The sequence below is a fragment of the Sphingomonas sp. Leaf9 genome (genome assembly GCF_001421355.1).
In the GTDB taxonomy this organism is placed as follows: Bacteria; Pseudomonadota; Alphaproteobacteria; order Sphingomonadales; family Sphingomonadaceae; genus Sphingomonas.
The window spans coordinates 188,607-203,366 of the sequence record NZ_LMKC01000003.1; the positions used below are offsets into that span (position 1 = coordinate 188,607).

The following is a 14,760-nucleotide window of genomic DNA, read 5'->3' on the forward strand; positions in this document are numbered from 1 at the left end:
ATGCTGGCCGACAAGGATCGCATCTTCACCAACGTGTACGGGTTCCAGCCGTGGAACCTCGACGCGGCCGTGATGCGCGGCGACTGGGACAATACCAAGGCGCTGTTGCAGCTGGGGCCGGATACGATCATCGATCGGATCAAGGCGTCGGGCCTGCGCGGGCGCGGCGGGGCAGGGTTCCCGACCGGCACCAAATGGTCGTTCATGCCGAAGGCGCCCAAGCCCGACCGGCCGAACTTCCTGGTCATCAATGCCGATGAATCCGAGCCCGGTTCGTGCAAAGACCGCGAGATTATCCGCCACGATCCGCACAAGCTGATCGAAGGCGCGCTGGTCGCAGGCTTCGCGATGCGCGCGCGGGCGGCGTATATCTATATTCGCGGCGAATATATCCGCGAGGCGGAGACGCTGTTCGCGGCGATCGCCGAAGCCTATGCAAAGGGGCTGCTGGGCAAGAACGCCTGCGGGTCGGGCTATGACTTCGACGTGTTCGCGCATCGGGGTGCCGGCGCGTATATCTGCGGCGAAGAAACCGCGATGCTCGAAAGCCTTGAAGGCAAGAAGGGACAGCCGCGCCTGAAGCCGCCGTTCCCGGCAGGGGCCGGCCTCTATGGCTGCCCGACGACGGTCAACAACGTCGAATCGATCGCGGTCGTGCCGACGATCCTGCGCCGCAGCCCGGAATGGTTCGCCAGCTTCGGCGCGGAGAACAACAAGGGCACCAAGCTCTTCCAGATCAGCGGGCACGTAAGCCGTCCCTGCGTGGTCGAGGAAGCGATGAGCATCCCGTTCCGCGAGCTGATCGAAAAGCATTGCGGCGGCATTCGCGGCGGCTGGGACAACCTGCTGTGCGTCATCCCCGGCGGATCGTCGGTGCCGCTGGTGAAGGCTGAGCACATTATCGACGCGCCGATGGACTTCGACGGGCTGAAGGCAGTCGGATCGGGCCTCGGTACCGCCGCTGTCATCGTCATGGACAAGTCGACCGACGTCGTCCGCGCGATCAGCCGCCTGTCGTATTTCTACAAGCATGAAAGTTGCGGTCAGTGCACGCCGTGCCGCGAAGGCACCGGCTGGATGTGGCGGGTGATGGAGCGGCTGCGCACCGGCGATGCCGACCTGTCGGAAATCGACACGTTGCAGCAGGTGACCAAGCAGGTCGAAGGCCACACCATCTGCGCGCTGGGCGACGCTGCGGCGTGGCCGATCCAGGGCCTCATCAAGAACTTCCGCCCCGAACTCGAGCGGCGGATCAATGAAAAGCGTGGCGGCGGCGCGTCGCCCATGATGGAAGCGGCCGAATAATGCCCAAGGTCAAAGTCGATGGGATCGAGGTCGAGGTGCCGCAGGGTGCCACCGTCCTCCAGGCATGCGAAGCCGCGGGCAAGGAAATCCCGCGCTTCTGCTATCACGAACGGCTGTCGATCGCCGGCAATTGCCGGATGTGTCTGGTCGAGGTGAAGCCGGGGCCGCCCAAGCCGCAGGCATCGTGTGCGCTGCCCGCCGCCGACAATCAGGAAATCCGCACCGACAGCGCGATGGTGAAGGCCGCGCGCGAAGGCGTGATGGAGTTCCTGCTGATCAACCACCCGCTCGACTGCCCGATCTGCGATCAGGGCGGCGAGTGCGACCTGCAGGACCAGTCGGTGGCCTATGGTCGCGGCCAGTCGCGCTATGACGAGAACAAGCGCGCGGTCACCGAGAAGTATATGGGTCCGATCGTCAAGACGGTCATGACCCGCTGCATCCAGTGCACGCGCTGCATACGTTTTGCGGAAGAAGTTGCGGGCGTGGAGGAAATCGGTGCGATCTACCGCGGCGAGAACATGCAGATCACGTCGTACCTAGAACAGGCCGTGACCAGCGAACTGTCGGGCAATGTCGTGGACCTGTGCCCGGTCGGTGCGCTGACGTCGAAGCCCTATGCGTTCGAAGCACGCCCGTGGGAGCTGAAGAAGACGCTCGCCATCGACGTGATGGACGCGGTCGGCACCAACATCCGCCTCGACAGCCGCGGGCGGCAGGTGCTGCGCTGCGTGCCGCGTATCAACGAAGACGTGAACGAGGAATGGGCGCACGACAAGACGCGCCACGCGGTCGATGGTCTGGTCCGTCGTCGCCTCGACAAGCCGTTCGTCCGCAAGGACGGCAAGCTGGTCGCAGCCGAGTGGGACGAAGCCTTCGCGGCGATCGCCGCCGTCAACGCCGGTTCGTCGGTCGCGGCAATCGCGGGCGACCTGCTCGATTGCGAGACGATGTTCGCGGCCAAGGCGCTGGTGAATGCGCTTGGTTCGTCGCTGCTTGAAGGGCGGCAGACGGGCATGGCCTATGACGTCACCAATCTCGGCGCGGTCGCATTCAACACGACCATCGCGGGGATCGAGGACGCCGACGCGATCCTGCTGGTCGGCAGCGACCTGCGTCACGAAGCGCCGCTCATCAACACCCGCGTCCGCAAGGCGATCAAGAAGGGCGCGCGCGTCTTCGCCATCGGGCCGGAAACCGACCTGACCTACAAGGTCGAATGGCTGGGCGACGATCTGGGCCTGCTGAACGGGCTGAGCGATCGTGCCGCCGAAGCGCTGGATGCGGCCAAGCGTCCGGCGGTGATCGTCGGGCCAGGCGCGCTGAAGGCCGGCCATGGCGCGGCGCTGAAGCTGGCGCGCGATGGCAATCTGGTCCGCACGCTGGAAGACGGCACGAGCTGGAACGGCTTCAACGTGGTCCACACCGCCGCAGCCCGGATGGGTGCGCTGATGCTGGGCTATGCGCAGGCGGGCGGCATTGCCGATATCGTCGCGGCGAACCCACAGATCGTGTTCTTCCTAGGCGCGGACGAGGTTAATTTCAGCCAGTTCGCCGGCGCCACCAAGGTCTATGTCGGCCATCATGGCGACAAGGGCGCGGCGGCAGCCGATATCGTCCTGCCGGGCGCGAGCTATGCCGAAAAGGCCGGCACCTATGTCAACCTCGAAGGGCGCGTGCAGCGTGGCGATCGCGCCGTGTTCCCGCCCGGCGACGCGCGTGAGGATTGGACGATCTTCCGTGCGCTGGGCGAAGTGCTGGGCGTGACGCTGCCGTTCGACGATTTTGCCGGCGTCCGCCGCGCGATGACGGCGGCGGTGCCGGCGTTGGGCGAGGAAGGTCTGGTACGTTACGACTGGAACCCGCCCGCGCTCGACGCTAAGGGCGAGGGCAAGGTGACCTACCCGGTCGCCGACTTCTACCTGACCAACGCGATCTGCCGGGCCAGCCCGACGATGCAGCGTTGTTCGGCCGAACTTGTCCATGGCCAGGATTTCGCGGAGGCCGCCGAGTGACCTCGTTCTTCGAAACTACCGTCGGTCTGCCCTATGGCTGGGCATGGACCGTCGCGACGCTGATCGGCATTCTGGTCATTGCGCTGCCGCTGATGCTGGCGGTTGCGATGATCATCTATGCTGATCGCAAGATCTGGGCGGCGATGGCGCTGCGCCGGGGGCCGAACGTCGTCGGCCCGCTGGGCCTGTTGCAGTCGTTCGCCGACGGTCTGAAGGTGTTCCTGCAGGAAACGATCGTGCCGTCCTCGGCCAATCGCGGCCTGTTCCTGCTGGCGCCGATCATCACCTTTACCGTCGCGCTGATCGTCTGGGCGGTCATTCCGTTCGATGTCGGCGTGGTGGTGGCGGACATCAATGTCGGCCTGCTCTACATTCTCGCGGCATCGTCGCTGGGCGTGTACGGTGTCATCATTTCGGGCTGGGCGTCGAACTCGAAATATCCGTTCTATTCGGCACTGCGTGCCGCCGCGCAGATGGTGTCCTACGAAGTTGCGATCGGGTTCGTCCTGATCTCGGTCGTGCTGTGGGCGGGGTCGTTCAACCTGACGACGATCGTGCTGGAACAGCGCGCGCACATCTTCGGCTTCATCAACGGCTTCGGCTTCAACCCGCTGTTGTTCCCGATGGCGGTGGTGTTCCTGATCTCGTCGCTCGCCGAAACCGCGCGTGCGCCGTTCGACTTGACCGAAGCGGAATCGGAACTGGTCGCGGGCTATCAGACCGAATATTCGTCGATGGCCTTCGCGCTGTTCTGGCTCGGTGAATATGCCAACGTCATCCTGATGTGCGCGCTCAATGCGCTACTGTTCTGGGGTGGGTGGCTGCCGCCGGTCGACTGGGCGCCGCTGTACTTCGTGCCGGGGATCATCTGGTTCCTCGCGAAGACGTTCTTCTTCTTCTTCGTGTTCAGCTGGATCAAGGCGACGGTGCCCCGGTATCGCTATGACCAGCTGATGCGGCTGGGCTGGAAGATTTTCCTCCCGCTGTCGCTGATCTTCGTCTTCCTGATCTCCGGTTATCTGATGATCCAGCGCGTAGGACTGCCCGCATGAGTATCGCCCAGACCATCCGATCGTTCACCCTGTGGGAGTTCGTGAAGGCCCATGCGTTGACGCTGCGGTACTTCTTCAAGCCCAAGGCGACGATCAACTACCCGTATGAGAAGAACCCGCTGAGCCCGCGTTTCCGCGGCGAACATGCGCTGCGCCGTTATCCCAATGGGGAAGAGCGCTGCATCGCGTGCAAGCTGTGCGAGGCGGTGTGCCCGGCGCTGGCGATCACGATCGAGGCCGAACCACGCGAGGACGGCAGCCGCCGCACGACGCGCTACGACATCGACATGACCAAGTGCATCTATTGTGGTCTGTGCCAGGAAGCATGCCCGGTCGATGCGATCGTCGAGGGGCCGAATTTCGAATTCGCCACCGAAACCCGCGAAGAGCTGATCTATCACAAGGACAAGCTGCTCGCGAACGGTGACCGCTGGGAACGCGCCATTGCCGCGAACCTTGCGAGCGACGCGGCCTACCGGTAATGGCGCGCATGTTCCGTACCGGCGGGGGCCTGGTGCTCCGCTTCGCCGGCAATTCGATTAGCTTTTCGTCCCGCACATCCGCGCGGGGCGGGCAGGGGGAAGAGCAGCGCTCGTGATCCAGACACTCGCCTTCTATCTGTTCGCCACGATCGTGGTGGCATCGGCCGCGCTGACGATCACGTCGCGCAACCCGGTCCATTCGGTGCTGTGGCTGATCCTCGCCTTCTTCAACGCGGCCGGCCTAATGGTCCTGTGCGGTGCCGAATTCATCGCGATGCTGCTGGTCATCGTGTATGTCGGTGCGGTCGCGGTGCTGTTCCTGTTCGTGGTCATGATGCTCGACATCGACTTCACCGAACTGCGTGCCGGGTTCGTCCGCTATCTGCCCGCCGGCCTGGCGCTGGCGGTGCTGCTCGCGGTCGAGCTGGTCGTCGGGGCCTATGCCTGGACGGCGGCACGGATCGATCTTGCCAAGCGGATTGCTCCGACGGACGCGGCGGTGCCGAACATCGAGGCGATCGGGCGGCTGCTCTACACGCGCTATCTGTATGTCTTCGAAGGCGTCGGGCTGGTGCTGCTGGTCGCAATGATCGGTGCGATCGTGCTGACCCAGCGCAAGCGGGCGGATGCGAAGGCGCAGAACATCAATCGCCAGATCAACCGTCGCGCCAAGGATGCGATCCGTAACGTCAATCAGCCCATCGGGCAGGGGGTCGAGCTGTGATCGGTCTTACCCATTATCTGGTCGTCGCGGCGATCCTGTTCACGCTCGGCGTGCTGGGCATCTTCCTCAACCGGAAGAACCTGATCGTCATCCTGATGTCGATCGAACTGATCCTGCTGGCGGTGAACATCAATTTCGTCGCCTTCTCGGCGCAGCTGGGCGATCTGGTCGGACAGATTTTCGCGATGTTCGTCCTGGCGGTCGCCGCGGGCGAGAGCGCGATCGGGCTGGCCATCATGGTCATCTATTTCCGTGGTCGCGGTTCCATCGCGGTCGACGACGTCAACCGGATGAAGGGGTGATGCCGGTGGCTTTTCGGGTTTCGGGGGTGCTTTCGTGAGCGCCATCCATATCGTCGTGTTCCTGCCGCTGCTGGCGTCGATCGTCGCGGGGCTGTCGAACCGCGCGTTCGGCATCACGGTGCCAAAGATCATCACGACCGCCGGGCTGCTGGCGGCGGCTGGGCTGTCTTGGTCGATCTTCATTCCGTTCCTGACCGGTACGGCGCAGGCGAATGTCGCGCCGGTGTCGACCTGGATCGTGTCGGGCGGCATGGACATCGCATGGGAATTGCGGGTCGATGCGCTGACGGCGGTCATGCTGGTCGTCATCACCAGCGTCTCGGCGCTCGTCCATCTCTATAGCTGGGGCTATATGAGCGAGGACCCCGATCAGCCGCGCTTCTTTGCCTATCTGTCGCTGTTCACCTTCGCGATGCTGATGCTCGTGACCGCGAACAACCTGGTGCAGATGTTCTTCGGCTGGGAAGGCGTCGGTCTGGCGTCGTACCTGCTGATCGGCTTCTGGTTCCGCAAGCCTTCGGCCAATGCCGCCGCGATCAAGGCGTTCGTCGTCAACCGCGTCGGCGACCTTGGCTTCATGCTCGGCATCTTCGGCACCTATCTGGTGTTCGGCACCATCTCGATCCCGGAGATCCTGCAGGCAGCGCCGTCGATGGCCGGTTCGACGATCGGCTTCCTGTGGTTCCGTGCCGACACGATGACAGTCCTATGTCTACTGCTGTTCGTCGGCGCGATGGGCAAGTCGGCGCAGCTCGGCCTCCACACCTGGTTGCCGGACGCAATGGAAGGCCCGACCCCGGTGTCGGCGCTGATCCACGCGGCGACGATGGTCACCGCGGGCGTCTTCATGGTGTGCCGCCTGTCGCCGATGTTCGAAACGTCGCCGACCGCGCTGGCCGTCGTGACCGCCGTCGGCGCCGCAACCTGCCTGTTCGCAGCGACGATCGGTCTGGTGCAGACCGACATCAAGCGCGTCATCGCTTATTCGACCTGTTCGCAGCTCGGCTACATGTTCTTTGCGGCAGGGGTCGGTGCCTATGGCGCGGCGATGTTCCACCTGTTCACCCACGCCTTCTTCAAGGCGCTGCTGTTCCTGGGCGCCGGTTCGGTCATCCACGCGATGCACCATGAACAAGACATGCGGTTCTATGGTGGCCTGCGGAAGCATATTCCGTTGACCTTTTGGGCGATGATGGCGGGTACGCTCGCGATCACCGGTGTCGGTATCTACGGCGTGGGTGGCTTTGCCGGCTATCACTCGAAGGATGCAATCCTCGAAGCGGCATGGGCATCGGGTCCGAACGGTTATGGTGCCTTTTATGTCGGTACCTTCGCCGCACTGCTGACCAGCTTCTACTCGTGGCGGCTGATGTTCCTGACCTTCTTCGGCAAGCCGCGTTGGGCCGGGTCGGAGCATATTCAGCACGCGGTGCATGACGCGCACGGCCATCACGGCCACGACGATCACGCGCACCACGATCACGACGCGCATCCGGCAGCGGAAGACGCGGGCCATGCCCCGTCGGCGCACGATGCGCATGCCAGCGATGTGGTGGAGGGCACGGCGGGCTATCATCCGCATGAAAGCCCGATCGTGATGCTGATCCCGCTGATCGTCCTGACGATCGGTGCGGTGGCAGCCGGCTATGTCTTCCACCACTGGTTCATCGAGCCGGAATCGGGCGAGACGTTCTGGAAGGGCAGCCTGTTCTTCAACGAACATCTGATGCACGCGATGCACGGGGTGCCGTTGCTGGTGAAGCTGGCCGCGACCATCGTCATGCTGGTCGGTCTGGTGAGTGCGCTCTACGTCTATATCATTCGTCCGGGGACGGCGGCGGGGATAGCGGATACCTTCCGCGTGCTGCATCGCTTCCTGCTCAAGAAGTGGTATTTCGACGAGCTGTATCACCTGCTCTTCGTCCGCCCGGCGTTCGCGCTCGGCCGCTTCTTCTGGAAGCGTGGCGACGAACAGACGATCAATCGCTTTGGCCCGGACGGGTCGGCGACACTGGTCAACCTGTCGAGCCGCCTCGCGGTGCGGATGCAGACCGGCTATCTCTACACCTATGCCTTCGTCATGCTGATCGGCCTAACGGCGGCGGTTACCTGGGCGATCGCGTCGTGATGCGCGGTTTCAAGCAATTGGTTCGGGGGAATAACTCGTGAACGGCTTCCCGATCCTGTCGGTGATGCTGCTGGTACCGGCGGTCGCAGCGATGCTGTGCCTGTTCGTATCGGCGAATGGAGCGCGCTGGACGGCGCTGATCGCCACGCTGGTCAATCTCGCGCTGGGCGTGCTGCTCTGGGCGAATTACGACATCGGCGGTGCCCAGTGGCAGTTCGTCGAGGCGCCCGCGCTGGGCGACTTCGGCGTGTTCCGCTACGCGCTCGGCATCGACGGCTTCGCGCTGATGCTCATCATGCTCAGCGTCTTCCTGATGCCGATCTGCATCGGCGCGTCGTGGAAGTCGGTCACGACCCGCGTGCCGGAATATATGGCGCTGTTCCTGACCGTCGAAGTGCTGATGATCGGCACCTTCGCGGCGCAGGACCTGCTGCTGTTCTACGTCTTCTTTGAAGCCGGCCTGATCCCGATGTACCTGATCATCGGCATCTGGGGCGGGGCGAACCGTATCTATGCGTCGTACAAGTTCTTCCTGTATACGCTGCTCGGCTCGCTGCTCATGCTGATCGCGATGATCTACATGATCCAGACGGCGGGCACGTCGGACATCCCGACGCTGATGGCCTATGACTTCCCGGCGCATGTCCAGACGTGGCTGTGGCTGGCGTTCTTTGCATCGTTCGCGGTCAAGATGCCGATGTGGCCGGTCCACACCTGGTTGCCCGACGCGCACGTGCAGGCGCCGACCGCCGGATCGGTCATCCTGGCGGGCGTCCTGCTGAAGCTCGGCGGCTACGGCTTCCTGCGTTTCTCGATCCCGATGTTTCCGGAGGCGTCGGGTCAGCTGACCTGGCTGATCCTGACCCTGTCGGCGGTCGCGGTCGTCTACACCTCGCTCGTCGCGCTGGTGCAGTCGGACATGAAGAAGCTGATCGCCTATTCTTCGGTCGCGCACATGGCGATCGTGACCATCGGCCTGTTCGCCTTCAACCAACAGGGTATCGAAGGCGCGATGATCGTGATGCTCAGCCACGGGTTGGTGTCGGGCGCGCTCTTCCTGTGCGTCGGCATCATCTATGACCGGCTGCACACGCGGGAAATCTCGCGGTACGGCGGTCTGGCGATCAACATGCCGCGCTACGCCGTGTTCTTCCTGCTGTTCACCATGGCATCGATCGGCCTGCCGGGCACGTCGGGCTTCGTCGGTGAGTTCCTGAGCTTGGCCGGCACCTATCAGCTGTCCACCTGGGCCGCGCTGATCTGCACGACCGGCATCATCCTGGGCGCGGCCTATTCGCTGTACCTCTATCGTCGCATCGCGCTGGGCGATCTGGTGCATGACGACGTGAAGGCGATGCCGGACGTGTCGTTACGCGAACTGGCGCTGCTGGCGCCGATCGCGGCGGTGGTACTGTGGATGGGCGTCTATCCGGAGAGCTTCATGGCACCGATGCGCAAGGATGTCGGCCTGCTGGTCGCACGGATCGAGCGCGCGAATCCGGGGTCGGACTCACGGCCGACACCGGGCAATCCGGCGGCGGCAGCGGCGAAGGCTGCGGAACATGAAACGGGTGCGGCTGCGGCGCACGGGGAATCGCACTGATGAGCTACGCCGAACAACTTACGATGACGCTGCCCGAACTGGTGCTGGCGGTCGGGGCGATCGTCCTGATGCTGGTATCGGCCTGGGGCAAGCAGGCGGCGGCGCGTGGCGTCAGCATCGCGGCGGTCTTCGTCCTGGCAGGCGCCGGCGTTGCGCTGGTCGGTAACGGATCGTCGGGGGGTACCGCGTTCGACGGCATGTATCGTGCCGATGCGTTCGCGGCCTTTGCCAAGGTGCTGATCTATCTCGCCTCGGCAGTCGCGATCATCATCGCGCCGCGCTTTTTCGCGCGTACCAACGGTGACGACCTGAAGCCCGAATATCCGGTGCTGATCCTACTGTCGGCGTGCGGCATGGGCATGATGGTGTCGGCATCCGACCTGCTGCTGCTCTATGTCGGTCTCGAGCTGCAGAGCCTTGCCGCCTATGTCCTCGCCAGCTTCATGCGGCGCGACACGCGGTCGGCCGAAGCGGGCCTGAAGTATTTCGTGCTGGGCGCGCTGGCGTCGGGCATCCTGCTTTATGGCGTCAGCCTGGTGTATGGCTTTGCCGGGACCACGTTGTTCAGCGATATCGCGGTGGCCTATGCCGGCCCGCGCAACATGGGCCTGCTGTTCGGGCTGGTGTTCGTGTTCGCCGGGCTCGCCTTCAAGCTGGCGGCGGTGCCGTTCCACATGTGGACCCCGGACGTGTATGAAGGCGCGCCGACGCCGGTAACGGCCTTCTTCGCCTCGGCGCCAAAGGTTGCGGCGATGGCGATGGCGCTCCGCGTCGCGGTCGAGGCGATGGGCCCGGCGGTCCTAGAGTGGCGCCAGATCGTCATCTTCGCGGCACTGGCATCGATCATCCTGGGCGCGGTCGGCGCGATCGGGCAGAAGAACATCAAGCGGCTGCTCGCTTATTCGTCGATCAACAATGTCGGCTTCGCGCTGATCGGCCTTGCCGCCGGGTCAGCGCAGGGTGTGGCCGGGGTGTTGTTCTACCTCGCCGTCTATGTCGTCATGACGCTCGGCTCGTTCCTGATCGTCCTGCAGATGCGCGACGAGCATGGCCAGCCGGTCGAGACGGTTGCCAGCCTCGCGGGCCTGTCGCGGACGCGCCCGGCACTGGCCTTTGCGCTGATGATTTTCATGTTCTCGCTCGCCGGCATCCCGCCGCTGTTCGGCTTCTGGGCCAAGTACGCGGTGTTCGAGGCGGCGGTGCAGGCAGGGCTGCTGTCGTTGGCGGTGATCGGTATCGCCGCGTCGACGATCGGTGCGTTCTATTACCTGCGCGTCGTGAAGACGATGTACTTCGACGAACCGGCACCGGCATTCGGTCGCGAGCCGGCATTGGTCGAGGGTGGCCTGACGCTCGCCGCGGCGATCGTCATTTCGCCGGTCAGCCTGTTCCTCATCGGCCCGCTGACCGCTTGGTCGCTGACCGCTGCGCGGGCGCTGTTCTGACCGTACGCGTCACCGCCGAAACGGGATCGACCAACGCCGACCTGCTGATGGCGGCAGACGCCGGAGCCGAGGAAGGGCTCTGGCTTCGCGCCGATCGGCAAGTTGCGGGGCGGGGCCGTATCGGGCGGAGTTGGGCGGACGGTGCCGGCAATCTCTTTGCCAGCACCATCGTCCGCCTCCGGCCCGGTGGTCCCCCCGCACCGACGCTGACGCTGGTGGCGGCAGTCGCCTTGGCGGAGGCGGTTGGGGCCTTTGCGCCCGGTCTAGCGACCATCAAATGGCCCAACGACCTGTTGATCGATGGCGCCAAGCTGTCGGGTATCCTGCTGGAGCGGGGAGCAGGGAATGCGGTCGTCATCGGCTTCGGCGTCAATCTCGCAAGCCATCCGCAACTGCCCGACCGGGCGACGACCAGCCTTGCCGATCATGGTGTCGCGGTCGCGCCGGCGGCAATGCTGGACCTGCTGCGTGACCGGTTCGCCGTCGGGCTTGCCCGGTGGCGGGGGGGTGACCTCCACGGCATTCGCGTTGCGTGGGAAGGCATGGCCCATCCGCGGGGAACGCCGCTGCGGGTCCGCCTGCCCGATGGCGGTGAACGGGAAGGTGGCTTTGGCGGGCTGGGCGATGATGGTGCCTTGCGGCTGATCGGCCGGGATGGCGCGGTGACGATGGTACACGCCGGAGACGTCTTTGGCTGACCATGGTCGAGCAACGTCGCAGCGGCGCCATCCCATGCGGTGCTTGTCGCCGGTCGGTACAAGCTATACCGCAGGGCGGAGCATGCTATCCGGGCATGGCGAGGAAATTCGATGCTGCTAGCGATCGACGCCGGCAATACCAATATCGTGTTTGCACTGGTCGATGGGGACGACGGCATCGTCGCGCGTTGGCGTATTGCGACCGATCCTCGCCGGACGGCGGATGAATATGCGGTCTGGCTCAGCCAGTTGCTGGCACTCGACGGTCGTGACCGGTCGGTCGTGACCGCGGTCATCATCGGCACGGTCGTGCCGCGCGCGCTGCACAATCTGGAAGTGCTGGCGATCAAATATTTCGGGGTCGAGGCGCTGGTCGCGGGACGCGGCGCGGCGGCCTTCGGCATCGCATTGGACGTCGAGGAGCCGCATGCCGTCGGTGCCGACCGCGCGCTGAACGCGATTGCCGCGCACGCCGCGCATCCCGGCGACCTGATCGTCGTCGATTTCGGCACCGCCGCGACCTTCGACGTCGTGGACTATTCGGGCGCGTACAAGGGCGGGATCATCGCGCCGGGCATCAACCTGTCGCTCGACGCGCTGGTGACCGCGGCGGCGAAGCTGCCCCGGATCGCGATCGAGGCGCCGCTGTCGACCAGCGTCATTGGCCGCAACACCGCCGACCAGATGCACATCGGCATCTATTGGGGCTATATCGCCATGATCGAGGGGCTGGTCACGCGGATGAAGGCGGAAATCGGCCGCCCGGTTCGCGTGATCGCCACCGGCGGCCTGGCGATCCTTTTCGAAAAACATACGCAGGTGTTCGATTCGATCGAGCAGGACCTGACCATCACGGGACTGGCGATGCTGTGGCGCCGCACCCATATCTCTACAGCAAATTAACGAAGCAAACCGAACCCGCGAATGGGCGCGGGCATTGAAAGAAATTGAGTGACACCTAAGAAAGAACTGCTCTTCGTCGCGCTCGGCGGATCGGGCGAAATCGGCATGAACGTCAACCTTTACGGCACCGCCGGCAAATGGCTGATGGTCGATTGCGGCGTGACCTTTGCCGACCCGGCCTATCCGGGCATCGACGTGATGCTGCCCGACCTGCAATTCATCGAGGAACGCGGCGACCAGCTGCTCGGCATCGTCATCACCCATGGCCATGAAGATCATATCGGGGCGCTGCCCTATCTCGCCGCCGATCTGGGCGTGCCGATCTATGCCACGCCGTTCACCGCCGGGCTGATCCGCGGCAAGCTGGACGAGGAAGGCATCGCCGACCGCGTGAAGCTGAAGATCGTGCAGCTGGGCGGCAACGTGAATGTCGGCCCGTTCGGCGTGAAGTTCGTGCCGATGGCGCATTCGATCCCCGAATCGACCTCGCTCGTGATTTCGACGCCGCATGGCAACGTGTTCCACTCGGGCGACTGGAAGCTCGATGCGAACCCGATGGTCGCGACCCCGGCCACCCCGGCGGAACTGACCGCGATCGGCGATGACGGCATCCTCGCGCTCGTCTGCGATTCGACCAACGTCTTCAACACCGAAGCGTCCGGGTCCGAGGCGGATGTGCGCAAGGGGCTGTTCGAACAGATTTCGTCGGCCAAGGGGCGGCGGGTGATGGTCACCAGCTTCGCGTCGAACGCCGCGCGCCTGCACACGCTGGGCGAGGTCGCGCGCGATACGAGCCGCAAGGTGTGCGTGGCGGGCCGCTCGCTCGACCGCATCCTGAAGGTCGCAAAGGCCACCGGCTACCTCAAGAGCTTTCCGCAGACGGTCGATTTCGATACCGCGATGCGCCTGCCGCGCGAGCAGGTGCTGATCATCGCGACCGGCGGGCAGGGCGAGCAGCGCGCGGCGCTTGCCCGCATTGCGAACCGCGAGCATCAGCTGAGCCTGGAGGCGGGCGATCGCGTGATCTTCTCGTCGAAGCAGATTCCGGGCAACGAGGTCGCGATCGGCCGCATCCAGAACCAGCTGGCGGCGGCGGGCATCGAAATGATCACCGACCGGCAGGCGCATGTCCACGTGTCGGGCCATCCGGGTCGGCCGGAACTCGCCAAGCTTTATGGCTGGCTGCGGCCCAAGGTGCTGATGCCGGTGCACGGCGAGATGCGCCACCTGATGGAACATGCCCGCTTCGCCCTGTCGCAGGGGATCAAGCAGACGCTGGTGCAGACCAATGGCGACATCGTGCGCCTGGCGCCGGGCAATCCGGTGAAGGTCGGCCATGCCACGGTCGGTCGCCTGGCGCTCGACGGTGACGTGATCCTGCCGGCCGACGGCACCACAATCAACGAACGGCGCAAGCTGGCCGCCTATGGCCATATGTCGGTCGCGGTCGCGATCGACCGGCGCGGGCAGCTGATCGGCGATCCGCAGATCCGGGTACAGGGCGTGCCGGTCGAGGAAGACCGCGAGCCGTTCCTTGAGGAAGCGGTGGATGCCGCCGCCGAAGCGGTCGCGTCGAAGGGCCGCGAGCGTGGCAAGCTGCCGGAGGCGATCCGCCTGGCCGTGCGCCGCGTGGCGACCCGCTGGACCGGCAAGAAGCCGGTGGTCGACGTCCTCATCATCCCGGCCTGACGCAGATGGCGTGGCAGTCGGCGCTGGCGATCTACCTGCTCTTCTGGGTGTTCGCCATGTTCCTGGTCCTGCCGTTCGGGGTTCGCACGACGCATGAGGCGGGCGAACCCCCGGTTCCGGGACAGGCCGACAGCGCACCCGCCGGGTTCCGCTTCGGCCGGATGGCATGGCGGACGACGATCGTCGCGACCGTGCTGTTCGCGCTGTTTTATCTGAACTTCGTGTTCGGGTGGGTGACCGCCGACATGCTCGACTTCTATCGCTGAAGCCGGTCGATCATCGTTGTGACGAGATCGTGGAGATGGCGGACAAATCCCCAGCATAACTGGAAATGCGCCGTTTTCATCAGCGTCGACGGACGCAGACCGGAACGCACGACCTGCCACGGATCAGTGCCGGGCAGGTCCGCGCTGT

The 14,760-nt window shown here is 64.6% G+C and carries 13 protein-coding genes; all 13 read left to right on the forward strand.

Annotated elements, in window-relative coordinates; all coding sequences use genetic code 11:
- The gene (gene nuoF / locus ASE58_RS08810) at positions 1–1,305 is read left to right on the forward strand and encodes an NADH-quinone oxidoreductase subunit NuoF (protein ID WP_055820088.1); all 1,305 of its coding nucleotides are present in this window, start codon (positions 1–3) and stop codon (positions 1,303–1,305) included.
- Positions 1,305–3,320: an NADH-quinone oxidoreductase subunit NuoG gene (gene nuoG, locus ASE58_RS08815; RefSeq protein ID WP_055820091.1), complete on the forward strand. Its 2,016-nt coding sequence runs from the start codon at positions 1,305–1,307 to the stop codon at positions 3,318–3,320. The genes nuoF and nuoG overlap by 1 nt, the downstream gene beginning before the upstream one ends.
- Positions 3,317–4,372, forward strand: a complete 1,056-nt coding sequence (gene nuoH, locus ASE58_RS08820) for an NADH-quinone oxidoreductase subunit NuoH (protein WP_055820095.1) — start codon at positions 3,317–3,319, stop codon at positions 4,370–4,372. The genes nuoG and nuoH overlap by 4 nt, the downstream gene beginning before the upstream one ends.
- The gene (gene nuoI / locus ASE58_RS08825) at positions 4,369–4,854 is read left to right on the forward strand and encodes an NADH-quinone oxidoreductase subunit NuoI (RefSeq protein WP_055820098.1); all 486 of its coding nucleotides are present in this window, start codon (positions 4,369–4,371) and stop codon (positions 4,852–4,854) included. The genes nuoH and nuoI overlap by 4 nt, the downstream gene beginning before the upstream one ends.
- Before the next feature lie 112 nt (positions 4,855–4,966).
- Positions 4,967–5,578: an NADH-quinone oxidoreductase subunit J gene (locus ASE58_RS08830; RefSeq protein ID WP_055820101.1), complete on the forward strand. Its 612-nt coding sequence runs from the start codon at positions 4,967–4,969 to the stop codon at positions 5,576–5,578.
- The gene (nuoK, locus tag ASE58_RS08835; RefSeq protein ID WP_055755914.1) at positions 5,575–5,880 is read left to right on the forward strand and encodes an NADH-quinone oxidoreductase subunit NuoK; all 306 of its coding nucleotides are present in this window, start codon (positions 5,575–5,577) and stop codon (positions 5,878–5,880) included. Before ASE58_RS08830 ends, nuoK begins: the two co-directional genes overlap by 4 nt.
- A 34-nt stretch (positions 5,881–5,914) precedes the next feature.
- Positions 5,915–8,008: an NADH-quinone oxidoreductase subunit L gene (nuoL, locus tag ASE58_RS08840; protein WP_055820104.1), complete on the forward strand. Its 2,094-nt coding sequence runs from the start codon at positions 5,915–5,917 to the stop codon at positions 8,006–8,008.
- 37 nt (positions 8,009–8,045) lie between these two features.
- Complete coding sequence (locus tag ASE58_RS08845) at positions 8,046–9,611, forward strand: NADH-quinone oxidoreductase subunit M (RefSeq protein WP_055820107.1); 1,566 nt, start codon at positions 8,046–8,048, stop codon at positions 9,609–9,611.
- Positions 9,611–11,056 (forward strand): NADH-quinone oxidoreductase subunit NuoN, encoded by a 1,446-nt coding sequence (gene nuoN / locus ASE58_RS08850; protein WP_055820109.1) that lies wholly within the window; start codon positions 9,611–9,613, stop codon positions 11,054–11,056. Before ASE58_RS08845 ends, nuoN begins: the two co-directional genes overlap by 1 nt.
- Entirely contained in the window at positions 11,023–11,754 is a 732-nt protein-coding gene (locus ASE58_RS08855; RefSeq protein WP_268795858.1) for a biotin--[acetyl-CoA-carboxylase] ligase, read from the forward strand. The genes nuoN and ASE58_RS08855 overlap by 34 nt, the downstream gene beginning before the upstream one ends.
- Positions 11,755–11,865: 111 nt before the next feature.
- The gene (locus ASE58_RS08860) at positions 11,866–12,657 is read left to right on the forward strand and encodes a type III pantothenate kinase (protein WP_055755921.1); all 792 of its coding nucleotides are present in this window, start codon (positions 11,866–11,868) and stop codon (positions 12,655–12,657) included.
- Positions 12,658–12,705: 48 nt separating this feature from the next.
- Entirely contained in the window at positions 12,706–14,346 is a 1,641-nt protein-coding gene (locus tag ASE58_RS08865) for a ribonuclease J (protein ID WP_055820112.1), read from the forward strand.
- A gap of 5 nt (positions 14,347–14,351) precedes the next feature.
- Positions 14,352–14,612, forward strand: a complete 261-nt coding sequence (locus ASE58_RS08870) for a DUF1467 family protein (protein ID WP_055755926.1) — start codon at positions 14,352–14,354, stop codon at positions 14,610–14,612.
- The last annotated feature ends 148 nt before the right edge of the window (positions 14,613–14,760 follow it).

Excerpts from the sequence above, each read along its gene's own strand:
- ASE58_RS08870 (WP_055755926.1), top strand. The coding sequence starts at position 14,352 with ATGGCGTGGCAGTCGGCGCTGGCGATCTACCTGCTCTTCTGGGTGTTC.
- nuoF (WP_055820088.1), top strand. The coding sequence starts at position 1 with ATGCTGGCCGACAAGGATCGCATCTTCACCAACGTGTACGGGTTCCAG.
- nuoI (WP_055820098.1), top strand. The coding sequence starts at position 4,369 with ATGAGTATCGCCCAGACCATCCGATCGTTCACCCTGTGGGAGTTCGTG.
- nuoG (WP_055820091.1), top strand. The coding sequence starts at position 1,305 with ATGCCCAAGGTCAAAGTCGATGGGATCGAGGTCGAGGTGCCGCAGGGT.
- nuoN (WP_055820109.1), top strand. The coding sequence starts at position 9,611 with ATGAGCTACGCCGAACAACTTACGATGACGCTGCCCGAACTGGTGCTG.
- ASE58_RS08860 (WP_055755921.1), top strand. The coding sequence starts at position 11,866 with ATGCTGCTAGCGATCGACGCCGGCAATACCAATATCGTGTTTGCACTG.